This window comes from Acidovorax sp. SRI_002 (genome assembly GCF_057586455.1).
This window is the reverse complement of the sequence record NZ_JBYCZW010000008.1, coordinates 187132-211035: the sequence shown is the minus strand read 5'-3', so window position 1 is coordinate 211035 and position 23904 is coordinate 187132. Positions and strand designations below refer to the sequence as shown.

Below are 23904 nucleotides of genomic sequence, written 5' to 3'. Positions count from 1 at the left end.
CACGGCCTGCTGGAACACACCATGACCCTCACCGAACTCAAGTACATCGTTGCCGTAGCGCGGGAGAAGCACTTTGGTCATGCGGCCGATGCCTGCTACGTGTCGCAGCCCACACTGTCGGTGGCCATCAAGAAGCTGGAAGAAGAGCTGGATGTGAAGCTCTTCGAGCGCAGCGCGGGTGAGGTTTCGGTGACGCCGCTGGGCGAAGAGATCGTGCGCCAGGCGCAGAGCGTGCTGGAGCAGGCGGCGGCCATCAAGGAGATTGCCAAGCGCGGCAAGGACCCGCTGGCGGGGCCGCTCACCCTGGGGGTCATCTACACCATCGGGCCCTATCTGTTGCCCGAGCTGGTGCGCCAGTCCATCACGCGCACGCCGCAGATGCCGCTGATGCTGCAGGAGAACTTCACCGTCAAGCTGCTGGAGATGCTGCGTACCGGCGAGATCGACTGCGCCATCCTGGCCGAACCTTTCCCCGACACGGGCCTGGCCATGGCGCCGCTGTATGACGAGCCCTTCATGGCGGCTGTGCCCAGCACGCACCCGCTGGCGGCGAAGAAGTCTGTGACGGCGGCCGAACTCAAGAGCGAGACCATGCTGCTGCTGGGTGCGGGCCATTGTTTTCGCGACCATGTGCTGGAGGTCTGCCCCGAATTTGCGCGCTTTGCGAGCAATGCCGAGGGCATCCGCAAGTCGTTTGAAGGCTCTTCGCTCGAAACCATCAAGCACATGGTGGCCGCAGGCATGGGCGTGACGCTGGTGCCGCGCCTTTCGGTGCCGCGCGATGCGCTGCTCACCGTGTCACGCCGCCGTAAGAGCGACGAAAGCTATATCCGCTACCTGCCCATCCGCGAAGAGGACGGCGGCCCGCCACCCATGCGCCGCGTGGTGCTGGCATGGCGGCGCAGCTTTACCCGGTATGAAGCCATTGCGTCATTGCGCAACGCGGTGTATGCCTGCGAGCTGCCGGGGGTCAAGCGGCTGTCATAAGGCCGGCCTGGCCTGCGCCGCGCTGGCGGGCGATGTCCTGCTGCCGTGGTGTGGCTCTGACGCAGGTCAGGCTCGCTGGTCATGGCCTTGCGCTACAGTGTTTTTGGTGCGATGCCTCCAGGTCCGACGGGTCGGCGGGCATCTGCTGTCGAATCCATCTTCACTTCAGGAGCAATGACATGGCCAAGGCCTCCAAGACCACCGCCCCCACCATCAACATCGGCATCAGCGACAAGGACCGCGCTGCCATCGCCCAGGGCCTGTCGCGCCTGCTGGCCGACACCTACACGCTGTACCTCACCACCCACAACTTCCACTGGAACGTGACGGGCCCCATGTTCAACACGCTGCACACCATGTTCATGGCGCAGTACACCGAGCTGTGGAATGCCGTGGACCCGATTGCCGAGCGCATCCGCTCGCTGGGCCATGTGGCGCCGGGCTCCTATGCCGAATTCGGCAAGCTGGCCACGGTGCCCGATGCGCCCGCCAAGCCGCCCAAGGCACTGGAGATGGTGCGCGTGCTGGTCGAAGGCCATGAGGCCGTGGCCCGCACCGCGCGCAGCCTGTTCCCCCTGGCCGACAAGGCCAGCGACGAGCCCACGGCCGACCTGCTGACGCAGCGCCTCACGGTGCACGAGCAGACGGCGTGGATGCTGCGCTCGCTGCTCGAAGAGTAAAAGGGTTCGCAGCTTCCACGCGCATTACCCGAGGGGCGCAGAACACTGCTGCACAGCGAAGAAGAGCGCCTTGTCCTACATGGCGCAGTTCCATCGCCTGCGCATGATGCGTGTTTTGGTCATGCTCCCTTCTTCGCAGGGCGGCATGGCGTATCAATCCCCTCTGATGTATGCGAATCCTGTACGTTGAAGACAACCCGGAGCTGCGCGAGACCATCGGCATGCTTATGGAAGGTGAAGGCCGGACGGTCACGCCCTGCGCCACTGCCGAGGAGGCGCTGGCTCTGGATGCTGGGGACGTCTTTGATGTGGTGGTGACCGATGTCAGCCTGCCCGGCCTTTCGGGCACGGAACTGGCCCGCCAGCTGCTGGCGGATGATCCGCAGCGGTGGGTGGTGCTGTGCTCCGGCTACGAGCTGGGTAGCCACCCGCGCAGTTGGGGGCCCAACGTGCGCGCATTGCTCAAACCTTTTGAGCTGGAAGAGCTGGAGCAGCTGCTCGAGTCCATCCAGACAGCGCTGGCTTCAGCCGCCGGCTGAGGCTTGCTAGCGCCGATCGCTCGCTGTTCATACTTTACTTCATCACGCCACCCGCCTGGTCGTGGTGACCTGCGCTGTTGTGCTGGGCTGCGCGCAGTCAATTGCGGGGGCTGCGTACTGGCGAGTGGCGCGGCAGTCTCACCCGAAAGGTCGTGACATCGTCCAGTGACTGGGCCTCGATGGTTCCATGGTGGGCCCGCACGATCTGGTGCGCAATGAAGAGCCCCAGCCCCAGCCCTTGGTGGCGGCCGGGCTCACGCTCTCCACCCCGGAACGGGTCGAACAAATGCGGCAGCAGCGCAGAGGGAATGGTGCCGCCGTTGGACACCGTGATGCTCACCTCCTCAGGGCTGGTACCGTCCACTGCAATCTGCACAGGGTGGTCGACTCTGCCGTGGTGCAGGGCGTTGCCAACCAGGTTGGTGATCACCTGACACAGGCGTTCGGCATCCCAGGTGCCGGCCAGGTCGCCTTGCAGGGTGGACCCGATATAGCGTTCCGGGTGGCTGGTGGCCACCTCATCCAGCGTGCGCTGCACCAGCGCCTGCATGTGGGTGGAGCCCAGCTGCAGCGCCAGCCCGCCCGCCTGGCGAATGCGGGTCACGTCCAGCAGGTCTTCGATCATGTGGCCCATGCGCTGGCTGGCGCCCAGCACCCGGTCGGCCATCAGCACCGCCTTGTCGGGGGGCGGCTGGCGCTTGAGCACGGTGGCCGCCGCGACGATGGACTGCAGTGGTGTGCGCAGGTCGTGGCTCAGCACTGCCATGAACATTTCGTTGATGCGCAAGGCCTCGGTGCGCGCGCGCAGCTCGTGCGCCAGCGCCTGCTTGCGCCGGTGCAGTTCAAAGAACACGCTCGCCTTGTTGGTGAGCATGTGCGGGTCGATGGGTTTGTACAGAAAGTCCACCGCCCCGCTTTCGTACCCCCGGAACTGCCAGTTCTGCTCGCGTGAGCCCGCCGTCATGAAGATGAGCGGAATGTGCCGGGTGCGCTCGCTGCCCCGGATCAGTTCCGCCAGCTCGAAGCCGTTCATCTCGGGCATTTGCACGTCCAGCAAGGCCAGGGCCACGTCGTCATGCGCCAGCAGCAGTTCCAGGGCCTCGGGGCCCGACTGGGCCTTGAGGATGTCCAGCCCGTCGCGTTGCAGCAGCGCCTCCAGGGCGATCAGGTTTTCCTCGACATCGTCAACGAGCAGGCATTTGGTGCGGTCGGTCTGGGGCATGGGCGGTGGGGAGGGTGGATGGGGTTCTCAAGGAAGGACGCATATGCCCGTATCAAAGCTGCTGGCGGCGGTGCAGGTCCACCAGCAGCCTGGCAATGCCTTCAGGGGGCAGGATGTGGTCAACCGCCAAGGCCGCGATGGCCGCCTGCGGCATGGTGGGCATGCTGGCGCTGGCGGGGTCTTGCACGATGGTGAGGCCGCCCCCCGCCTGAATGGCTTGCAGGCCGTGCACACCGTCTTCATTGGCGCCCGACAGCAGGACGCCCACCAGCCGGGGGCCGTAGTGGTCTGCCGCCGATTCGAACAGCACGTCGATGGAGGGGCGGGAAAAATGCAGGGGAGGGTCTACCGACAGCCCCACATGCGGGCCTTGGGGCCCAGCATCGACCAGTAGGTGGTAGTCCGGTGGCGCAAAGCTCACCGAGCCCAGAGTGATGGCATCCTTGTCCTGAGCCTCGCGCATCGGCATTGCGCAGCGGGGCTGAAAAATATCTACCAGCAGGCTGCGCCGGTCCCGGGGCAGGTGCAGCACCACTAGCACAGCCGCCTGCAGCGTGGCGGGCAGCGCGGGCAGCAGTTCCAGCAAGGCGTCGATACCGCCCGAGGAACCGCCCACCACGATGGCTGCGTAGCCCCCGGAAGGTGCTGGTCTGGGCGCGAGGTCGGTGGTGCTCACAGCCCGGCCTTTTTGCGGTAAATGCGGTCTTCCTTCACAAAGTCCTCGAAGGCATCGGTGTGCGCTGAAAACCGCAGAGACTCCTTGGACCCCAGACCCAGAAACCCCCGATGGCACAGCGACTCGCGGAACAGCCCCAGGGCGCGGTCTTGCAGGTCGCGCTCGAAGTAGATGAGCACATTGCGGCAGGACACCAGATGAACCTCGGCAAACACGCTGTCGGTGGCCAGGCTGTGGTCAGAGAACACCATGTGCTCGCGCAAGCCCTTGTCGAACACCACGCGGCCATAGCCGGCAGCGTAGTAGTCCGACAACGAGCTGCGGGCGCCGGAGCGCGCATGGTTCTCGGTAAAAGCCGCCACCCGCGACACGTCGAACACTCCAGACTCTGCCGCGCGCAGCGCGTGCGGGTTGATGTCCGTGGCGTAGATCAGTGTGCGGTCCAGCAGGCCTTCTTCCTGCAGCAGGACGGCCAGCGAATAAACCTCTTCTCCCGCGCTGCACCCGGCCACCCAGATCTTGAGCGACGGGTAGGTGCGCAGCAGCGGCACCACCTCCTGGCGCAGCGCCTGGAAGTAGCTGGGGTCGCGGAACATGTCGCTCACCTGCACGGTGAGGTATTCGAGCAGCGCAGGGAACACGGCGGGTTCGTGCAGCACGCGGTCCTGCAGCTGCGACAGCGTCTTGCAGTCAAACTGCACCAACGCCGACGCCAGCCGCCGCTTGAGCGACGCCTGTGCGTAGCCCCGGAAGTCGTAGTGGTAGCGGTGGTAGATGGCATCGATCAGCAGGCGCTGCTCGATGTCGGCGGTGCGGGCCTTGCGATGGGGCATGGCGGGGCCTACTTGGGCATCCACACCCGCACCAGGGACAGCAGCTTCTCCACGTCCAGCGGTTTGGCGATGTAGTCATTGGCCCCGGCGGCCAGGCATTTTTCCTGATCGTCCTTCATGGCCTTGGCGGTCAACGCGATGATGGGCAGGCGGCGCCACTCGGGGCGGTTGCGGATCTCGCGCATGGCGGTGTAGCCGTCCATCTCCGGCATCATGATGTCCATCAGCACCAGGTCAATCGCAGGGTGGCCGCCGCTGCCGGCGCGTTCCAGCGCCTGCAGGGCCTCCAGGCCGTTGCGCGCGATCTCCACGCGGATGCCGGTGGGCTCCAGGATGCTGGAGAGCGCAAACACGTTGCGTACATCGTCTTCCACCACCAGCACGTTGTGGCCTTCCAGGGCAGTCTCGCGGTTGCGGGCCACCTGCAGCATCTGGCGGTGCTCTGCCGACAGCTCCGACTCCACCTGGTGCAGGAACAGCGTGACCTCGTCGAGCAGCCGCTCGGGGGAGCGGGCGTCCTTGATGATGATGGACTTGGAAAACCGGCGCAGCTGCTGCTCCTCGTCGCGCGACAGGGCGCGGCCTGTGTACACGATGACGGGCGGGAAGGAGACGCCGTCCTGCTCCGTCATCTGCTGCAGCAATTCGTAGCCGCTCAGGTCGGGCAGGTTGAGGTCCATCACCATGCAGTCGAAGGTGGAGCCGCGCAGGTGCGCCAGCGCCTCGGCTGCCGTGCCGGCGCCCACGATCTCCACGTCGTCGTTGGTGAGCAGGTGGCGCACGCTCTCGCGCTGGCGTTCGTCGTCTTCCACCACCAGCACGCGCCGCAGGTTCTGGGTGAACTTGGCTTCCAGCCGCTGCAGGGCATGCACCAGTTCGTCGCGCTTGACGGGCTTGAGGGCGTAGCCCACGGCGCCCCGGCCCAAGGCCTCTTGCGAGTAGTCGGCCACCGAGACCACGTGCACCGGAATGTGGCGCGTGGCCGGGTTGCGCTTGAGCTGGTCGAGCACGCCCAGGCCCGAGAAGTCGGGCAGGTTCACGTCCAGCACGATGGCGCTGGGCAGGCTGTGTACGGCGTAGGCCAGGCCATCCGCTGCGTTGTGGGCCAGGTGGCAGTCAAAGTCCATCTCACCGGCCAGGTCGCTCAGGATCTGCGCAAAGCGCACGTCGTCCTCAATCACCAGAATGCTGCGCGCGCTCGCGCGGCGCGGGGCTGCGGGTGCGGTGGGGGCCGCCACGGGTGGCAACGCGGGGGCCGAAGGAACCGGTGCGACGACCGGTGCCTTCGCGTGGGCTGGCGCAGGCGCCGCCAGCGGCATTGCGGGTTCAGCTTCAGGCGACGAAGGCAGCAGCTTCTGGGGCAGGATCAGGGTGAATACGCTGCCCTCGCCCGGCGTGCTGTGCACGTGGATCGATCCGCCCAGCAACTGCGCCAGATCGCGCGAGATCGACAGGCCCAGGCCCGTGCCGCCGTACTTGCGGTGGGTGCTGCCATCGGCCTGGCGGAAGGCTTCGAAAATCAGCTCCTGCTGGTGCGCCGGAATGCCGATGCCGGTGTCCTTGACGGCAAACGACAGCGTGTCGTCCGGGTTGCGCGACACATGCAGCGCCACCGAGCCCTTCTCGGTGAACTTGAGCGCGTTGGACAGCAGGTTCTTGAGCACCTGCCCCAGGCGCTGCGGGTCGGTGTCCAGCGTGGCCGGTGCGTCGGGGGCGACGGTGGCCGTGAGCGTCAAGCCCTTCTCTTGCGCCAGCGGGCGCAGCGGGTCGATCAGGGTTTGCAGGGCCTTGGACAGCGTCACCGTTTCCACCGACACGGTGGCCTGGCCAGCCTCGATCTTGGACAGGTCGAGGATGTCGTTGATGAGTGCCAGCAGGTCGTTGCCCGCCGCGTAGATGGTCTGCGCGTACTTCACCTGCTCGGCGCTCAGGTTGCCAGGCTTGTTGTCGGACAGCAGTTTGGCGAGGATCAGGGTGGAGTTGAGCGGTGTGCGCAGCTCGTGGCTCATGTTGGCCAGGAACTCGCTCTTGTACTGGCTGGCCAGCTCCAGTTCGCGCGCCTTGTCCGTCATGGCGCTTTGGGCGCGCAGCAGTTGCTCGCGCTGGTATTCCAGCTGCTGGGTCTGCGCCTCCAGGTGGGCGTTGGTCTGCTCCAGCTCGGTCTGCTGCACCTCCATCTGGGCCTGCGACTCTTGCAGGATGCGGCTTTGCTGCTCCAGCTCCTCGTTGCTCACACGCAGCTCTTCTTGCTGGGTCTGCAGCTCTTCGGACTGGCGCTGGGTTTCTTCCAGCAAGGCTTCCAGGCGGTTGCGGTCAATCCCAGCGCGGATCGCCACCGCCAGAATGCCCGAGGCGCGTTCCATCAGGGTGCGCTCAGGCTCGGTCAGAGGGCGATGAAAGCCCAGTTCGATCACGGCAAACACTTCGCCGTTCTCGATTGCGGGCGCCAGCAGCAGCTCGGTCGGTGCGGACTGGCCGGTGCTGGACGACACCATCAGGTGCCCGGCGGGCACATCGCGCACATGCAGCATCTGGCGCGAGCGCGCGACCTGGCCCACCAGGCCTTCGCCGGGCAGCAGGCGCTGCTCCAGCCGTTCGCGGGGCAGGGCGTAGCCACCAAACAGGGTGAGCGCGCCGTTGCAGTCGGCCACATAGCCTGCCCCCACGGCCGCGCGCAGGTATTGCGCCAAGTATTCGAGCGTGAGCTGGCCCAGGTCCTCCAGCCGGTGGTCGCCCTGGATGCGCTGGCTCAGCCCGTTGAGGCCGGCCGCCACCCACGACTGCTGGGCCTTGAGGCGGTACTCCCGCGCATTGGCGGCGGCCGACAGGCAGATGAGCACCAGCAGCACGAACGATCCGCCCCAGGAGTAGTAGGTGGACATGGCCGCCGCCTCCACCCATTGCTTGCGTTCGTTTTCCAGCTGCTGGTTCAGCAGTGTGGACAGGTCCGACGCCAGGTCGCGGATGCGGTCCATCAGCACCCGGCCGGCATCACTGCGGGTCACGGCCACGGCGGCTTCCTGGCCCTTCGAGCGGCGCAGTTCAATGGTCTCGCCCAGCTCGCGCAGTTTTTCGTGGCGCAGGTCGTCGATCTGCAGCACCAGGCGGCGCTGCACGGCGCTGTCGTCCGTCAGCTCCTTGAGGCGCGCCATGTTGCGCTCCATGGCGCCCAGGGACAGGTTGTAGGGCTGCAGATAGGTGTCGTCCCCCGTCAGCAGATAGCCGCGTTGCCCGGTCTCGGCGTCTTTCAGCGAAGACACGAACAGGTTGAGGTGGCGCATGGTCACCGTGGTCTCGTCCATGGCTTCCACAGCGTGCGAGCGCACCTGGGCGGTGCGGAAGTTCACCAGCGCGATCAGCACCGTGGCGAGGGCAGCAATCACAAATCCCACCAGCATTCCGCGGGGGACAGCAAAACGCGTGGCGGCCTGGGAGGTCGATGTATGGGGCATGCGTTGGTGCCCCAGAGGGCGGTACGTTGGGGGAACGAGCGGAGACTTTAACGGGTTTTTTGCGCGCGCTGGGGCGGTTACCTGGCCTCGTGATGCGTGTCCCGGTCGCGGCGCTGCTGCTACATTCTGTGCGCCCGTGGCCCGCCACCCGCCGCAGCGTCTTGCTGCTGAGCCTGTTCTTGTAATGGTCCCATCATGTCGTCGTCCCCTGTTTCCCCCCGCAGCCGTTTTTCGCTCTATCTCGACCTGATCCGCTGGGACCGCCCCGCCGGCTGGCTGGTGTGCCTGTGGCCGACGCTGAGCGCGCTGTGGATTGCAGCCGACGGCTTTCCGGGCTGGCACCTGCTGGTGGTGTTTGTGCTGGGCACCTTCCTCATGCGCAGCGCAGGCTGCTGCGTGAACGACGTGGCCGACCGCGACTTTGACAAACACGTCAAACGCACGGCGCAGCGGCCCGTCACGACCGGTGCGGTGTCGGTGAAAGAGGCGCTGAGCCTGGGCGCGGTGCTGGCGCTGGTGTCGTTTGGCCTGGTGCTCACCACCAACCAGGCCGCCATCGCCTGGTCGGTGCCCGCCGTGCTGGTGGCCATTGCCTACCCGTTCACCAAACGCATCATTTCCATGCCCCAGGCGGTGCTGGGCATTGCGTTCAATTTCGGCATCGTCATCGCCTTTGCCGCCGTGCAGGGCAGCGTGCCCGCCGTGGCCTGGTGGATGTGGCTGGGCAACCTGTTCTGGGTGCTGGCCTACGACACCGAATACGCCATGGTGGACCGGGATGACGACCTCAAGATCGGCATCAAGACCTCGGCCATCACGCTGGGGCGCTGGGATGTGCCGGCCATCGTGGCGTTCTATCTGCTTTTTTTGTCTATTTGGGCCCTAGCGCTTTATCCATATGCACTGAATGCTATATTTTATATAGCAATTGCCGTTGCGCTGGCGCAGGTGCTGTGGCACTTTACGCTGATCCGGACCCGCTCGCGCGAAGGGTGTTTCAACGCGTTCCGCGTCAACCACTGGCTGGGCGCCACGGTGTTTGCCGGCATTGCGGGCAGCTATCTGCTGCGGTGGCTGGGGCTGACGGGCTGACTACGGCGCGCGGCCGGGATTGTCTGTGATGGTTGTGGCGGGTTTTTACAAGCCGGTTTCCACGCCATTCGCTACATTGATTGGAAGCCGCGAGCCCGCCTGCAGTTTTCATTCAAACCCATTTTTGCTCCCCTTCATCCATGGCCGAAGACCGCGTCCATAAACTGCTGCAGGACATCCGGCAGCGCCATCCAGATCAATACAGCGTGCTGCAGGGCGCCCGCGCCCTTGTTCTTGCCCTGGGGCCGGATGTGCGCGAGGAGGTCAAATACGGCGGCATCCTCTTTTCGGCACCAGCGTCTTTTTGCGGCCTGTTTGCGTACACCCAGCATGTGTCGCTGGAGTTCGGTGATGGCGCCCAGCTGGCGGACGAATTCAAGGTGCTGGAGGGCGCTGGCAAACAGCGCAGGCACATCAAACTGCACACGCCAGAAGACCTGGCTGCCAAGCAGGTGGCCCACTACCTGGGATTGGCGTGCTCCCTCAGCAATAGCCCGAAGCGCCAATAGCCGCCTGCCACTGGGGCGAGGCCACCACTGCTGCGGGCGTGCGGCCCAACCAGCGCCCAAATTCGCGGGTCATGTGGGCCTGGTCGGTGTAGCCATGGTCCGCTGCGCACTCCGCGAGCGAGGGTGCCTCCGGCAGCGCCTGCGCAGCACGGCGCACGCGGGCCAGGCACTTCCAATAAGCCGGGGGGCGCCCGGTGGCGACCTGCACCAGCCGCTGCAGGGTGCGCTCCGACACGCCCAGTTGCCGCGCTGCCTGGGCCACCTGGCTGTGGCGCGCCAGGCTTTGCAGCGCATCGGCCACCCGCGCATCCAGCACCATGCAGTCGTGCAGCAGGGGCAGGGCATCGTGGGCGTCGTTCATGGAGCGTTTGTGCAACAAGGCCAGCAGGCGCTTGGCATCCACCTGCGCGCCCGGCTGCATGCGAAATCCCCAGTAGCGCTCGCCCACCATGCCCGACACGGTGTAGGTGGTGTCTGCCAGGTCGGTCACAAACCAGGTGGGCGGCTGGTGGGGGAGGGCATGCAGGATCAGGTCACGGCACCCATCAGGAACCACCACCGTGCTGTCGGCCGAGGCCGATGTGTGGTGCCAGGCTTCAAAGGGCTGCAGGAGCTGGGGCATGGAGAGCACCGATTGCACTGACTCAGTGCACTACCCCCCGAATTCATTCCCCAGTTCATCGGCGCGCTGGCGTGCGGCCTCCATGGCGCGTTCAAAGGCAGCAGCGACGCCGGCCGATTCCATGGATTGCAAGGCAGCATAGGTCGTGCCGCCCTTGGACGTGACGCGCTGGCGCAGCACGGCCGGGGGCTCGTCGGAGCGGCGTGCCAGTTCTGATGCGCCGACAAATGTGCCCACGGCCAACTGGTGCGCCTGCTGCTCGGTCAGGCCCATGTCGGTGCCCGCGCGTGTCATGGCTTCCAGGAAGTAGAAAACGTAGGCGGGGCCAGAGCCCGACAGGGCGGTGACGGCGTCAAGCTGCTTTTCAGACTCCACCCAAAGGAACTCGCCGGTGGACGCCATGATGGCTTCGACTTGTGCGCGTTCGGCCGCGTCCACGGCAGGGCGGGCGTACAGCGCGCTCATGCCCTTGCCCACCAGCGCTGGCGTGTTGGGCATGGTGCGCACGATGCGCTCGGTGGAGAGCCATTGGGCAATGCTGTCGGAGCGGATGCCGGCGGCCACGCTCAGGTGCAAGGCCTGTTGCGTGTGAGCTTTTGCCTGCGCGGCGGCATCTTTGAAGGTCTGGGGCTTGACGGCCCACACCACGATGCGGGCGCGCTGCAGGGCAGGGCCCGCTTCAGGCTGGGCTTCGATCCCGTAGTTCTTTTGCAGCGCAGCGCGCGCATCGGCCCAGGGTTCGACCACCTCGATCTGGCTGGCCGGGTGGCCCTGGCGGATCAGCCCGCCGATGATGGCGCTGGCCATGTTGCCGCCGCCGATGAAGGCGATGGTGGGAAGGGAGGAGTTTGCTGTGGCTGGAGCGGGGGAGGTCATTTTGCGGGCAGGCTGGAAAGGGAGAGCCGATGGTAGCGCCGCTAGACCTATGAGTTGCTCGAACACTCGTGCAACCGGCGTGGCCAAAGCCAGTGCTCCCGCGCAAGGGCCGCCCCGCCGCGCTGGCAGCGTCTCCCTCCGCGAGCAAAGCGAAGCAGAGAGGGGGAAGGCGCGCAGCGCCTCAGGGGGAGCTACTCAGCTACTGTTTGGCGAACGGCGTGTTCCCAGTTCGCCATCAGCTCCTGCGCACGCGCGCTGCTGAGCGTGGGCACAAAGCGCCGGTCGGCGCGCCACAGCCGCGAGAGTTCATCCGTGCTGCGGTACACGCCGCTCGACAGCCCGGCCAGGTACGCGGCCCCGAGCGCCGTGGTCTCGATGACGGCAGGCCGTACCACCGGAATGCCCAGCAGGTCGGCCTGGAACTGCATCAGCAGGTCGTTGATGCAGGCGCCGCCGTCCACGCGCAGTTCGCTCACGGGCGCACCGCCAGCGGCCACGGCGTCGCGGCTCATGGCCAGCAGCAGGGCGGCGCTCTGGTAGGCAATGCTCTCCAGCGCCGCGCGGGCGATGTGGCCCAGCGTGGTGCCGCGTGTGAGGCCGGTGATGGTGCCGCGCGAGTCGGGTTTCCAGTACGGAGCGCCCAGGCCGGTGAAGGCGGGCACCATCATCACCCCGCCCGAATCGGGCACGCTCTGCGCCAGCGATTCGACTTCGTTGCTGGTGGAGATGGCTCGCAGTCCGTCGCGCAGCCACTGCACCACGGCACCACCCACAAAAACGCTGCCTTCCATGGCGAACTCCGGCTGCACCGTGGCCTGTGCGGCACTGGTGGTGAGCAGGCCGTTCTGCGAGGTCTGGAACGTGCCGCCTGTGTGCATGAGCATGAAGCAGCCCGTGCCGTAGGTGTTCTTGGCCATGCCGGCGGTGAAGCAGGCCTGGCCGAAAAGCGCGCTTTGCTGGTCGCCCGCCACGCCGCCGATGCGGATGCTGTGGCCCAGCAGGTCGGCCGCGATGTCGCCAAAGTGGGCGCTGGATGGCAGTACCTCGGGCATCAGCGCCTTGGGAATGCGCAGCAGCGCCAGCAGCTCGTCGTCCCACTGGTTGGTGTGCACATTGAACAGCATGGTGCGCGAGGCGTTGCTCACATCCGTGACGTGCACCTTGCCGTGGGTCAGCTTCCACATCAGCCAGCTGTCCACCGTGCCAAAGGCCAGCTCGCCGCGCTCTGCGGCTTCACGGGCGCTGGGCACATGGTCCAGCAGCCACTGCAGCTTGGTGCCGGAGAAGTAGGCATCCACCAGCAGGCCCGTCTTGGCCTGGATGGTGGCGGCATGGCCTTGCTCGCGCAACTGGGCGCAGGCGGGCTCGGCACGCCGGTCTTGCCATACGATGGCGTGGTGCACGGGCTGGCCGGTTTGGCGGTTCCATAGCACCGTGGTTTCGCGCTGGTTGGTGATGCCCACGGCGCGCACGGCGCTCGCGGCAATGCCCGCCTTGGCCAGAGCATCGCGTGCGGTGGCGAGCTGGGTGCGCCAGATCTCCAGCGGGTCGTGCTCCACCCAGCCGGGCTGGGGGTAGATCTGCGGCAGCTCCAACTGGGCCTGCGCCACGATGTGGCCGCCTTCGTCGAAAACGATGCTGCGGGAGCTGGAGGTGCCTTGGTCGAGGGCGAGCAGGTAGGTCATGGTGACGAGGGGCTCCGAAATGTATGAATCCACGTAGTGTCCACAGCGGTCGATCAGCGCGCGGCCCAGACCAGCGGACGCTGTGCAAGGGCCTCCCCGCAGCGAGGGCATCGTCCCCCACCGGGGGAAGGCGCCGCAGGCGACTCGGGAGGGCCTTCTGTCATGCAGCTACCGTGCAGATGACTTCAGCATCTTGCAGCAGGGCCGGGAAGGGCTCAGGCGGCGGCGCGTCGGTGAACAGGCGGTCGATTTGCGCCAGTGTGGCCAGTTGCACCATGGCTGGGCGGTTGAACTTGCTGAAGTCGGCCGCCAGCCAGACCTCGCGTGCGTGTTCGATGATGGTTTGCGCCACCTTCACTTCGCGGTAGTCGAAGTCGCGCAGGGAGCCATCGGGCTCGATGCCCGAGATGCCGATGAGCGCAATGTCCACCTTGAACTGGCGGATGAAGTCCACCGCCGCTTCGCCGACGATGCCCCGGTCGCGGGCGCGCACCACGCCGCCGGCCACGATGACCTCGCACTCGGGGTTGCCGCTCAGGATGGCGGCCACGTTCAGGTTGTTGGTGATCACGCGCAGGCCGCGGTGGTGCAGCAGGGCTTTGGCGATGGCCTCGGTGGTGGTGCCGATGTTCAGGATCAGCGAGCAGTCGTTGGGCACTTGTTCGGCCACAGCGCGCGCGATGCGGGCCTTTCCTTCGGCGTGCAGTGTCTCGCGCTGGGTGTGGGCCAGGTTTTCCACCGTGGAGCTGGGCACGCGCACGCCACCATGAAAGCGCGTGAGCAGGCCGGACTCGGCCAGGCGCTGCACGTCACGTCGCACGGTCTGCAGGGTCACGCCCAGGGTGTCTGCCAGTTGTTCCACCGTGGCGGATTTGCGCGCGCGGACTTCTTCGAGAAGCAGCAGTTGTCGGGGGTTCGTATTCACGCGAATCAATCGGCTTATGGGGTGGAGATACTTTAAATCGAACAAAAAGGAACTCATTAAGGGTAAACCTTGATTCGATACGATCAAAAAAGAACAAAAATGAACGCAATCGAAAACGAGGCACTTTGCTGCGTGTGCAGCAGAAAGCCAGATCCACACAGCCCCCAGGGGGCCATTAGAAAGGTTGCGTGATGCAGCTGGCACTGGACAGCATCAGCAAGAAGGTAGGGCCGCAGACTTGGCTCCACGACATGAGCCTGGCGCTGCATAGCGGCGCCGTCACGGTGCTGCTGGGCGCCACGCAGGCGGGCAAGACCAGCCTGATGCGCATCATGGCGGGGCTCGATACGCCCACGGCCGGGCGCGTGATGGTGGATGGTGTGGACGTGACCGGCATGCCAGTGCGCGACCGCAACGTGGCCATGGTGTACCAGCAGTTCATCAACTATCCCTCCATGAAGGTTGCGGCCAATATTGCGTCGCCCCTGAAGCTGCGCGGCGAAAAGAACATCGACGCCCGCGTGCGCGAAATTGCGAGCCGCCTGCATATCGACATGTTTCTCGACCGCTACCCGGCCGAGCTGTCGGGTGGGCAGCAGCAGCGCGTGGCACTGGCCCGCGCCTTGGCCAAGGGTGCGCCGCTGATGCTGCTGGACGAACCGCTGGTGAACCTGGACTACAAGCTGCGTGAAGAGTTGCGCGAAGAACTGACCCAACTGTTTGCTGCAGGCCAGTCCACCGTGGTGTATGCCACCACCGAGCCGGGCGAGGCCCTGCTGCTCGGCGGCTACACCGCTGTGCTCGACGAAGGTCAGTTGCTGCAGTACGGCCCCACGGCCGAGGTGTTCCATGCGCCCAACTCGCTGCGTGTGGCGCGTGCCTTCAGCGACCCGCCCATGAATCTCATTGCCGCATCGGCGGTCCCAGGGGGTGTGCGCTTGGAGGGCGGCGCCGAACTGGCCGTGCCCCTGTCCCAAGGTGTGGCCACGGCGGCAGGGCTCACGGTGGGTGTGCGCGCCAGTGCGCTGCGCGTGGTGGCTCGCCCGGGCGACATCAGCGTGGGCGGAGTGGTCGAGCTGGCCGAAATTTCGGGCTCGGACACCTTTGTGCACGCGGCCACGCCCTGGGGCGATTTGGTGGCGCAGTTGACCGGGGTGCATTACTTTGAACTGGGCACGCCCATCACGCTGCACCTGGACCCGGCTCAGGCCTATGTGTTTGGTGCTGACGGCCGACTGGCATGGGCGCCCGCGCGCCCGAACGCTGTACAAGGAGGGCGTTGAGATGGCCCGCATCAGTCTGGACTTGGCGCATTCGTACAAGCCGAACCCGCAGCAGGACAGCGACTACGCGCTGCTGCCCCTCAAGATGGAGTTCGAGGATGGCGGTGCCTATGCGCTGCTGGGTCCTTCGGGCTGCGGCAAGACGACCATGCTCAACATCATGTCGGGTCTGCTCGTGCCCTCGCACGGCAAGGTACTGTTTGATGGCCGCGACGTGACCCGTGCCAGCCCGCAGGAGCGCAACATTGCGCAGGTGTTCCAGTTCCCGGTGATCTACGACACCATGACGGTGGCCGAGAACCTGGCGTTTCCGCTGAAGAACCGCAAGGTGCCCGAGGCGCAGATCAAGCAGCGCGTGGGCGTGATTGCCGAGATGCTGGAGATGAGCCATCAGCTGAACCTGCGAGCCGCAGGGCTTTCAGCAGACCAGAAACAGAAGATTTCACTGGGCCGTGGCCTGGTGCGCGCCGATGTGGCGGCGGTGCTGTTCGACGAGCCGCTCACGGTGATCGACCCGCACCTCAAGTGGCAACTGCGGCGCAAGCTCAAGCAGATCCACCACGAGCTCAAGCTCACACTGATCTACGTGACGCACGACCAGGTCGAGGCATTGACCTTTGCGGACCAGGTGGTGGTCATGACGCGTGGCCGCGCTGTGCAGGTGGGCTCGGCCGATGCGCTGTTCGAGCGGCCCCAGCATGTGTTTGTGGGGCATTTCATTGGCTCCCCAGGCATGAACTTTTTGCCCGCGCAGGTGGACGCAGGCCAGCTCAGCATCGTGGGCCACCGCCTGCACGCCCCTGTGGGACGTGCTTTGCCGACGGGCACGGTGCAGGTGGGTATTCGGCCCGAATACTTGGCGCTGGCATCAGCAGAGCAACCCGGCGCCATTGCCTGCACGGTGGCGCAAGTGCAGGACATCGGCACCTACCTGATGTTGACCGCGAAGGTGGGCGAGCACACGCTCAAGGCCCGCTTCAGCCCCGAGACGCGACTGCCCTCGGCGGGCGACACGGTGTGGCTGCAGGTGCTGGGTGAGCACACCTGCTACTACCAGAATGAGGAGCTTTTGGCATGAGCACGACGACCAAGCCCGTGAACCAGAAGGCCTGGTTCCTGATCCTGCCGGTCATCATCTGCGTGGCCTTCTCGGCCATTCTTCCATTGATGACAGTGGTGAACTACTCGGTGCAGGACATCATCTCGCCCGAGCGCCGCGTGTTTGTGGGCACCGAATGGTTTGCCGCCGTGATGCGCGATGAGGAGCTGCACGCGGCCTTGTGGCGGCAGATCACCTTCTCGCTGGCTGTGTTGGCGGTGGAGATTCCGCTGGGCATCCTGCTGGCGCTGTCCATGCCCGCTCAGGGCTGGAAGTCTTCCGCCGTGCTGGTGGTGGTGGCGCTGTCGCTGTTGATCCCCTGGAACGTGGTGGGCACCATCTGGCAGATCTATGGCCGTGCCGATATTGGCCTGATGGGCCGGATGTTGCAGGAGATGGGCATTGAATACAGCTACACCGGCAACGCCACGCAGGCGTGGCTCACGGTGCTGCTGATGGATGTGTGGCACTGGACGCCGCTGGTCGCGCTGCTGGCCTTTGCCGGGTTGCGTTCCATCCCCGACGCGTATTACCAGGCAGCCCGCATCGACGGTGCGAGCAAGTTCGCGGTGTTCCGCTACATCCAGCTGCCCAAGATGCGCGGCGTGCTGATGATTGCGGTGCTGCTGCGCTTCATGGACAGTTTCATGATCTACACAGAGCCCTTCGTGCTCACGGGGGGCGGGCCGGGCAATGCCACCACGTTCCTCAGCCAGTACCTCACGACCAAGGCGGTCGGCCAGTTCGACCTGGGCCCTGCCGCAGCGTTCTCGCTGATCTATTTCTTCATCATCCTGCTGCTGTGTTTCATCCTCTACAACTGGATGCAGCGCGTGGGCACCGTCAGCGACGAAGGAGCCGGCCATGAATGAAAAACGTTTCCAGAAGCGCACGCTGTTCCTGATCGCATACCTGCTGTTCGCGCTGTTGCCCATCTACTGGATGGTCAACATGAGCTTCAAGACGAACGAGGAGATCCTGTCGAGCTTCTCGTTCTTCCCGCAGAACTTCACCTGGGCCAACTACAAGACCATCTTCACCGATGCGTCCTGGTACTCGGGCTACATCAACAGCCTGATCTATGTGGCGATCAACACGGTGATCTCGCTCACGGTGGCGCTGCCCGCAGCCTATGCGTTCAGCCGCTACCAGTTCATGGGCGACAAGCATGTGTTCTTCTGGCTGCTGACCAACCGCATGACGCCCCCGGCCGTGTTCTTGCTGCCGTTCTTCCAGCTCTACACCACCGTGGGGCTGATGGACACGCACATTGCCGTGGCGCTGGCCCATCTGTTGTTCAACGTGCCGCTGGCGGTGTGGATTCTGGAAGGTTTCATGAGTGGCATCCCGCGCGAGATCGACGAGACGGCCTACATCGATGGCTACAGCTTTCCGCGCTTTTTCATGACCATCTTCCTGCCGCTGATCAAGGCCGGTGTGGGCGTGGCGGCGTTCTTCTGCTTCATGTTCAGCTGGGTGGAGCTGCTGCTGGCCCGCACGCTGACCAGCGTGAACGCCAAGCCCATCGTGGCCACCATGACGCGCACCGTGAGTGCCTCGGGCATGGACTGGGCGACGCTGGCGGCGGCGGGGGTGCTGACAATCGTGCCGGGTGCCATCGTGATCTGGTTTGTTCGCCACTACATCGCAAAAGGCTTTGCGATGGGGCGGGTTTGAGGAGGCAGCGACATGTTTGACTGGATGGCCTGGACGCTGCCGGTGGCAGTGTTCTTTACGTGCATCGTGCTGATGCTGGTGGGCATGGCGGTGTGGGAGATCAAGTCGCCCACGACCATGCGCAAGGGTTTCCTGCCCCTGGAGACCACGCGCGGCGACCGGCTTTTTATCGGGCTGTTGTCGGCCGCCTACGTGAACCTGATCTTTGTGGGCATCAGCGGCAAGCTGGCCCAGTGGTTCAGCCTGCAGGGCGACCCGTCGATCTGGATCAGCTTTGTGGTGTCGATGGCGCTGCTGGCGCTGATCATGCGCAAGGGTTAAGGAAAAAATGGCCGTTTGCGCCTGATGGGCAAGCATTTGTAGCTATTGTTTTTGTAGTGTCGAAGGCCTGGCCTGGTTCCCCCCCGGGTTGGTGCCGGTCTACCAATGGGGGTCTCAATCTGAGAGGAGACAGCAATGAAGATGCAGTTCAAGGCGATCGCTTTCGCCGCCGCGGCTCTGGCGATGGGGCAGGCTGCCTGGGCCGGCGAGGCCGAGGCCAAGAAGTGGATCGACAGCGAATTCCAGCCATCCACGCTGAATAAAGACCAGCAGATGGCCGAGATGAAGTGGTTCATCGACGCAGCCAAAAAACTCCAGGCCAAGGGCGTGAAGGAAATCTCGGTGGTGTCTGAAACCATCACCACCCACGAATACGAGTCCAAGACGCTGGCCAAGGCGTTCGAGGAAATCACCGGCATTAAGGTCAAGCACGACCTGATCCAGGAAGGCGACGTGGTCGAGAAGCTGCAGACCTCCATGCAGTCGGGCAAGTCCATCTATGACGGATGGATCTCGGACTCTGACCTGATCGGCACGCACTACCGCTACGGCAAGATCCTGAACCTGACCGACTACATGGGCGCTGCGGGCAAGGAATGGACCAACCCCGGCATCGACCTCAAGGACTACATCGGTACCAAGTTCACGACCGGCCCCGATGGAAAGATGTACCAGCTGCCTGACCAGCAGTTTGCCAACCTGTACTGGTTCCGTGCCGATTTGTTCGACCGCAAGGACATCAAGGACAAGTTCAAGGCCAAGTACGGCTACGACCTGGGCGTGCCGCTCAACTGGAGCGCCTACGAAGACATCGCTGAGTTCTTCACCAACGACGTGAAGAACATCGACGGCAAGCCCATCTACGGCCACATGGATTACGGCAAGAAGGACCCATCCCTGGGCTGGCGCTTCACCGATGCCTGGCTGTCCATGGCGGGTACGGCCGACATCGGTGCGCCCAATGGCCTGCCGATCGACGAATGGGGCATCCGCGTGGCCGACGACAAGTGCACGCCCGTGGGCGCCAGCGTGGCCCGTGGCGGTGCGACCAACTCGCCCGCAGCCGTCTACGCCCTCACCAAGTACGTGGACTGGATGAAGAAATACGCGCCCAAGGAAGCCACGGGCATGACCTTTGGCGAGGCCGGCCCCGTGCCCGCCCAGGGCCAGATCGCGCAGCAGATCTTCTGGTACACCGCCTTCACGGCCGACATGACCAAGCCCGGCCTGCCCGTGGTGAATGCCGACGGCACGCCCAAGTGGCGCATGGCCCCTGGCCCCAACGGCCCCTACTGGAAGCAAGGCATGCAAAACGGCTACCAGGACGTGGGCAGCTGGACCTTCTTCAAGGACCACGATGCCAACAAGACGGCTGCCGCCTGGCTCTACGCACAGTTCGTGACGGCCAAGACCACGTCGCTGAAGAAGACCATGGTGGGCCTGACGCCGATCCGCGAATCCGACATCCAGTCCAAGGCCATGACCGACATGGCGCCCAAGCTGGGTGGTCTGGTGGAGTTCTACCGCAGCCCTGCCCGCGTGGCGTGGTCGCCCACTGGCACCAATGTGCCTGACTACCCCAAGCTGGCCCAGCTCTGGTGGAAGAACGTAGCCCAGGCCGTGACGGGTGAAAAGACGCCCCAAGGCGCCATGGACACGCTGGCCGACGAAATGGACCAGGTGATGGCCCGTCTGGAACGCGCTGGGATGGCCCATTGCGCTCCCAAGCTCAACCCCAAGAGCGACACCGCCAAGTGGCTGAGCGACAAGCAAGCGCCATGGGCCAAGTTGGCCAATGAGAAGCCAAAGGGTCAGACGATTGCGTACGGCACCTTGTTGCAGGCCTGGAAGGATGGCAAGGCGCGGTAAGCCTGTTTAACCCGCCGTCCTGCTTACTGTGACGATGCTTCAGGCAGCCGTGGCTCACAAGGTCTCTGGCTGCCTTTTCATTCAAGACCGTCCCCAGTGCCTTTGGAGGCCTGGGGCCGGATCTCCCCCCGAAGTGACAAAAATTCAAGGGTAAACCCTTATTTTTTGCTTCGCCCATGGACAATCACCCCATGACTACTGCCTCTGCTCCCCTCCCCACACGGCGTGCCGACCTTTTGGCGCGTTTGGCCCAGTCCCACCACTATGACCTGGCTGTGATTGGCGGTGGGGCTACAGGCCTGGGGGTGGCGCTGGATGCGGCGGCCCGAGGGTTCAGCGTGGTCTTGGTGGACTCGCATGACTTCGCCAAGGGAACCTCGTCCCGGGCGACCAAATTGGTACACGGCGGTGTTCGTTACCTGGCGCAAGGCAACATCGCACTGGTGCGCGAGGCGTTGCATGAGCGCACTACCTTGCTTCACAACGCGCCCCACTTGGCGCAACCCCTGCCGTTTGTGATGCCGTCATACCACTTTTGGGAGACGCCGTTTTACGGTATCGGCCTCAAGATGTACGACGCTTTGGCTGGGAAGGCGGGTTTGGGCGCCACCGAATTCATGGGGCGCGCACGCACATTGGAGTGCCTGCCCACGGCCCGCCCCGAAGGCCTCAAGGGTGGCGTCAAGTACTGGGACGGACAGTTTGATGACGCCCGTCTGGCCCTGGCCTTGGCGCGAACGGCTGCCAGCCTGGGCGCCCTGGTGGTCAACTACTGCCCTGCGCGGTCGTTGATTCACGAAGCTGGCAAGGTTGCAGGCTTTGTGTGTGAAGACGCAGACAGTGGCCAGCAGTTCACCGTGCGCGCGCGTACGGTTGTGAATGCCACCGGCGTATGGGTGGATGCCCTGCGCCAGATGGACGGAGAGGCCATAGGCCGCCCCGTCAAGCCCATTGTGGCGCCCAGCCAGGGGGTGCATATCGTGGTGGATCGGGAGTTTCTCCCGTCCGACCATGCCCTGATGGTTCCCAAGACGGCCGATGGCCGGGTTCTTTTCGCCGTGCCGTGGCTGGGAAAGCTCATTCTCGGGACCACTGACAGTCCGCGCCAGGACATCGTGCGTGAGCCGCAGCCTTTCCGCGAAGAGGTCCGGTTCATCCTGGACGAATCGGCGCGCTACCTCACCCGTGCGCCCAAGGTGGAAGACATCCGGAGTATCTGGGTGGGCCTGCGCCCGCTGGTGAAGCCTCAGGACGACGATGGTGACAACACCAAGAAAATCAGCCGCGAGCACACCGTGCTCGCCAGTCGCAGTGGCCTGATCACCGTGACGGGAGGCAAATGGACCACCTACCGCGCCATGGCCGAAGATGTGTTGCAAAAATGCTTCACCACGGGCCTGCTGCCGGAAAAACCGTCGGGTGTGACCAATCGTTTGCCCTTGGTGGGAACCCCTGAAGGGGCTGTTCAACATCGCATCAGTGATGCCCAGGGGCTGCACTCCTACGGGAGCGAGGCGGCGGTTGTCCGGGACATTGCCGGTGCGCACACCGATCTTGGTGGGGGGCTGACAGAAGCCATGGTGCGCTTTGCCGCCCGCTACGAATACGCCTGCACGGTAGAGGATGTGTTGGCCCGCCGCTCCCGGTTATTGTTCCTCGATGCCCGCAAGGCCATCGAGCTAGCCCCAGCGGTCGCTGACATCCTGCGTGCGGAGCTGGGTGCCGACCCCCACCTGGATGCCTTTTTGGAGCTGGCGCAACAGTATTTGCAGGTTCCGGCCTGATGGGGCGCTTGACTTCGTAAAAGTCTTTTGCAATAATCGAGGGCTTCGCGTTTCCTACGTGAAGTTTCTGCCCAGCGGGAAGTGCTGCAAATGGTTTGCGGTGCGGACGACGGGCCCAAGACTGACTGGCTGATTTGCAGCCCTTGAGAAGTTCTCTGGGGCTGTTGTCTTCTGGTGCAAGTTGGGAATATTGAAATGATCCAGACAGAATCTCGGTTAGAGGTTGCCGACAATACCGGCGCCAAGTCCGTCCTTTGCATCAAGGTGCTGGGTGGCTCGAAGCGTCGCTATGCAAGCGTTGGCGACATCATCAAGGTGAGCATCAAAGAAGCCGCTCCACGTGGCCGCGTCAAAAAAGGCGAGGTTTACAGTGCAGTGGTGGTTCGCACGGCGAAGGGTATTCGTCGCGGCGATGGTTCGCTCGTCAAATTCGATGGCAACGCCGCAGTGTTGCTGAATGCAAAGTTGGAGCCTATCGGCACCCGTATCTTTGGACCCGTGACGCGTGAGCTGCGTACCGAGAAGTTCATGAAGATCGTGTCTCTGGCTCCTGAAGTTCTCTAAGGACGCGCCATGAACAAGATTCGCAAGGGCGACGAAGTCATCGTGCTGACCGGCCGTGACAAGGGCAAGCGCGGCACGGTGTCGCTGCGCAAGGATGACTCCTACGTGGTCATCGATGGCATCAATCTGGTCAAGAAGCACGCCAAGCCAAACCCCATGAAGGGTACGACGGGCGGCATCGTTGAAAAGTCCATGCCAATTCATCAGTCCAACGTGGCCATCTTCAATGCCGCTACGGGCAAGGCTGATCGCGTGGGCATCAAGGTGCAGGCTGACGGTTCGCGCATTCGCGTGTTCAAGTCCAGCGGTGCTGAAATCAAGGCGGCCTAAGGGGTAAACATGGCACGACTCCAAGAAATTTACCGCGACAAGATCGCTCCCGAACTGGCCAAACAGTTCGGCTACACCTCGCCAATGCAGGTTCCCCGTCTGACCAAGATCACGCTGAACATGGGCGTGAGCGAGGCAGTCTCGGACAAGAAGGTGATGGACAACGCTGTGGCTGACCTGACCAAGATTGCTGGTCAAAAGCCTGTGGTGACCAAGGCCAAGAAGGCTATCGCTGGTTTCAAGATCCGCGAAGGCCAGGCCATTGGTTGCATGGTCACGCTGCGTGGCGTGCAGATGTATGAGTTCCTGGACCGTTTCGTGACCGTGGCTCTGCCTCGCGTTCGTGACTTCCGTGGTATCTCTGGTCGCGCGTTCGACGGTCGTGGCAACTACAACATCGGCGTCAAAGAACAGATCATCTTCCCTGAAATTGAGTACGACAAGGTCGATGCCTTGCGCGGTCTCAACATCAGCATCACCACGACGGCCAAGTCCGACGAAGAAGCCAAGGCGCTTCTCGCTGGTTTCCGTTTCCCGTTCAAGAACTGAGGCGAAGCATGGCTAAAGTAGCTTTGATCCAGCGCGAACTGAAGCGCGAAAAACTGGCAGCCAAGTACGCAACCAAGTATGCGGAACTGAAGGCAATCGCTGGCGATGCCAAGCGCAGCGACGAAGAGCGCGATGCAGCCCGCCTGGGCCTGCAAAAGCTCCCTCGCAACGCCAACCCGACGCGTCAGCGCAACCGTTGCGAAATCACTGGTCGTCCACGTGGCACCTTCCGTCAATTCGGTCTGGCTCGCGCCAAGATCCGCGAACTGGCTTTTGCAGGCGACATCCCCGGTGTCACCAAAGCCAGCTGGTAAGCAGGCAGGAGAGATT

General features: G+C 64.2%; 24 protein-coding genes. 16 read left to right on the top strand and 8 right to left on the bottom strand.

What is annotated here, in order from left to right:
- Positions 1–21 precede the first annotated feature (21 nt).
- The 3 genes from AC2YJX_RS21985 (at position 22) to AC2YJX_RS21975 (ending at position 2206) form a co-directional block, all read left to right on the top strand.
- Entirely contained in the window at positions 22–987 is a 966-nt protein-coding gene (locus AC2YJX_RS21985; RefSeq protein ID WP_121421399.1) for a LysR substrate-binding domain-containing protein, read from the top strand.
- Positions 988–1166: 179 nt separating this feature from the next.
- Entirely contained in the window at positions 1167–1667 is a 501-nt protein-coding gene (locus AC2YJX_RS21980; RefSeq protein WP_055395640.1) for a Dps family protein, read from the top strand.
- A 170-nt stretch (positions 1668–1837) separates the two neighbouring features.
- Positions 1838–2206, top strand: a complete 369-nt coding sequence (locus AC2YJX_RS21975) for a response regulator (RefSeq protein WP_055395642.1) — start codon at positions 1838–1840, stop codon at positions 2204–2206.
- 97 nt (positions 2207–2303) lie between these two features.
- Here AC2YJX_RS21975 and AC2YJX_RS21970 read toward each other — a convergent pair whose 3' ends face one another.
- Genes AC2YJX_RS21970 through AC2YJX_RS21955 form a run of 4 tightly spaced genes read right to left on the bottom strand, consistent with a single transcriptional unit; the run spans position 2304 to position 8389 of the window.
- A complete protein-coding gene (locus tag AC2YJX_RS21970) occupies positions 2304–3428 on the bottom strand; it encodes a hybrid sensor histidine kinase/response regulator (RefSeq protein ID WP_487257261.1) in 1125 nt (374 codons plus the stop codon).
- Between the two features lie 52 nt (positions 3429–3480).
- A complete protein-coding gene (locus AC2YJX_RS21965; protein ID WP_056065346.1) occupies positions 3481–4104 on the bottom strand; it encodes a chemotaxis protein CheB in 624 nt (207 codons plus the stop codon).
- Positions 4101–4937, bottom strand: a complete 837-nt coding sequence (locus AC2YJX_RS21960; RefSeq protein ID WP_487257260.1) for a CheR family methyltransferase — start codon at positions 4935–4937, stop codon at positions 4101–4103. Before AC2YJX_RS21960 ends, AC2YJX_RS21965 begins: the two co-directional genes overlap by 4 nt.
- 8 nt (positions 4938–4945) lie before the next feature.
- Complete coding sequence (locus tag AC2YJX_RS21955) at positions 4946–8389, bottom strand: response regulator (protein ID WP_487257259.1); 3444 nt, start codon at positions 8387–8389, stop codon at positions 4946–4948.
- A 195-nt stretch (positions 8390–8584) separates the two neighbouring features.
- On the opposite strand from AC2YJX_RS21955, the gene ubiA reads away from it, so the two are divergent.
- The gene (gene ubiA / locus AC2YJX_RS21950; RefSeq protein ID WP_487257258.1) at positions 8585–9481 is read left to right on the top strand and encodes a 4-hydroxybenzoate octaprenyltransferase; all 897 of its coding nucleotides are present in this window, start codon (positions 8585–8587) and stop codon (positions 9479–9481) included.
- Positions 9482–9621: 140 nt separating this feature from the next.
- The gene (locus tag AC2YJX_RS21945; protein WP_218301474.1) at positions 9622–9990 is read left to right on the top strand and encodes a DUF1801 domain-containing protein; all 369 of its coding nucleotides are present in this window, start codon (positions 9622–9624) and stop codon (positions 9988–9990) included.
- Here the strand turns inward: AC2YJX_RS21945 and AC2YJX_RS21940 are convergent.
- From AC2YJX_RS21940 to AC2YJX_RS21925, 4 genes are all read right to left on the bottom strand, one after another.
- Positions 9965–10612, bottom strand: coding sequence for an AraC family transcriptional regulator (locus tag AC2YJX_RS21940; RefSeq protein WP_487257257.1), 648 nt, complete (start codon positions 10610–10612; stop codon positions 9965–9967). The genes AC2YJX_RS21945 and AC2YJX_RS21940 overlap by 26 nt on opposite strands.
- A gap of 30 nt (positions 10613–10642) precedes the next feature.
- On the bottom strand, positions 10643–11488 hold the full coding sequence (proC, locus tag AC2YJX_RS21935; protein ID WP_218301476.1) for a pyrroline-5-carboxylate reductase: 846 nt from the start codon (positions 11486–11488) through the stop codon (positions 10643–10645).
- A 191-nt stretch (positions 11489–11679) separates the two neighbouring features.
- Positions 11680–13173, bottom strand: a complete 1494-nt coding sequence (gene glpK / locus AC2YJX_RS21930) for a glycerol kinase GlpK (protein ID WP_487257256.1) — start codon at positions 13171–13173, stop codon at positions 11680–11682.
- 160 nt (positions 13174–13333) lie between these two features.
- Positions 13334–14098 carry a DeoR/GlpR family DNA-binding transcription regulator gene (locus AC2YJX_RS21925; protein WP_121422908.1) on the bottom strand — a complete coding sequence of 255 codons (765 nt, stop codon included), beginning with the start codon at positions 14096–14098 and terminating at the stop codon, positions 13334–13336.
- A gap of 191 nt (positions 14099–14289) precedes the next feature.
- Between AC2YJX_RS21925 and AC2YJX_RS21920 the strand changes: the two genes are divergently transcribed.
- From AC2YJX_RS21920 to rpsN, 11 genes are all read left to right on the top strand, one after another.
- Positions 14290–15381: an ABC transporter ATP-binding protein gene (locus AC2YJX_RS21920; RefSeq protein ID WP_218301478.1), complete on the top strand. Its 1092-nt coding sequence runs from the start codon at positions 14290–14292 to the stop codon at positions 15379–15381.
- Between the two features lies 1 nt (position 15382).
- Positions 15383–16459 carry an ABC transporter ATP-binding protein gene (locus AC2YJX_RS21915; RefSeq protein ID WP_487257255.1) on the top strand — a complete coding sequence of 359 codons (1077 nt, stop codon included), beginning with the start codon at positions 15383–15385 and terminating at the stop codon, positions 16457–16459.
- Positions 16456–17352: a carbohydrate ABC transporter permease gene (locus tag AC2YJX_RS21910; protein WP_100408926.1), complete on the top strand. Its 897-nt coding sequence runs from the start codon at positions 16456–16458 to the stop codon at positions 17350–17352. The genes AC2YJX_RS21915 and AC2YJX_RS21910 overlap by 4 nt, the downstream gene beginning before the upstream one ends.
- On the top strand, positions 17345–18157 hold the full coding sequence (locus AC2YJX_RS21905) for a carbohydrate ABC transporter permease (RefSeq protein ID WP_055395662.1): 813 nt from the start codon (positions 17345–17347) through the stop codon (positions 18155–18157). The genes AC2YJX_RS21910 and AC2YJX_RS21905 overlap by 8 nt, the downstream gene beginning before the upstream one ends.
- A gap of 12 nt (positions 18158–18169) precedes the next feature.
- The gene (locus tag AC2YJX_RS21900) at positions 18170–18478 is read left to right on the top strand and encodes a DUF2160 domain-containing protein (RefSeq protein WP_063462377.1); all 309 of its coding nucleotides are present in this window, start codon (positions 18170–18172) and stop codon (positions 18476–18478) included.
- A 135-nt stretch (positions 18479–18613) separates the two neighbouring features.
- A complete protein-coding gene (locus tag AC2YJX_RS21895; protein ID WP_121508363.1) occupies positions 18614–20347 on the top strand; it encodes an ABC transporter substrate-binding protein in 1734 nt (577 codons plus the stop codon).
- A 191-nt stretch (positions 20348–20538) separates the two neighbouring features.
- On the top strand, positions 20539–22131 hold the full coding sequence (locus AC2YJX_RS21890) for a glycerol-3-phosphate dehydrogenase/oxidase (RefSeq protein WP_487257254.1): 1593 nt from the start codon (positions 20539–20541) through the stop codon (positions 22129–22131).
- Between the two features lie 195 nt (positions 22132–22326).
- Entirely contained in the window at positions 22327–22695 is a 369-nt protein-coding gene (gene rplN, locus AC2YJX_RS21885; protein WP_007861702.1) for a 50S ribosomal protein L14, read from the top strand.
- A gap of 9 nt (positions 22696–22704) precedes the next feature.
- On the top strand, positions 22705–23025 hold the full coding sequence (rplX, locus tag AC2YJX_RS21880; protein ID WP_055395669.1) for a 50S ribosomal protein L24: 321 nt from the start codon (positions 22705–22707) through the stop codon (positions 23023–23025).
- Positions 23026–23034: 9 nt separating this feature from the next.
- Positions 23035–23574: a 50S ribosomal protein L5 gene (rplE, locus tag AC2YJX_RS21875; RefSeq protein ID WP_055395671.1), complete on the top strand. Its 540-nt coding sequence runs from the start codon at positions 23035–23037 to the stop codon at positions 23572–23574.
- Between the two features lie 8 nt (positions 23575–23582).
- Positions 23583–23888: a 30S ribosomal protein S14 gene (gene rpsN, locus AC2YJX_RS21870; RefSeq protein ID WP_007861712.1), complete on the top strand. Its 306-nt coding sequence runs from the start codon at positions 23583–23585 to the stop codon at positions 23886–23888.
- Positions 23889–23904: the final 16 nt, after the last annotated feature.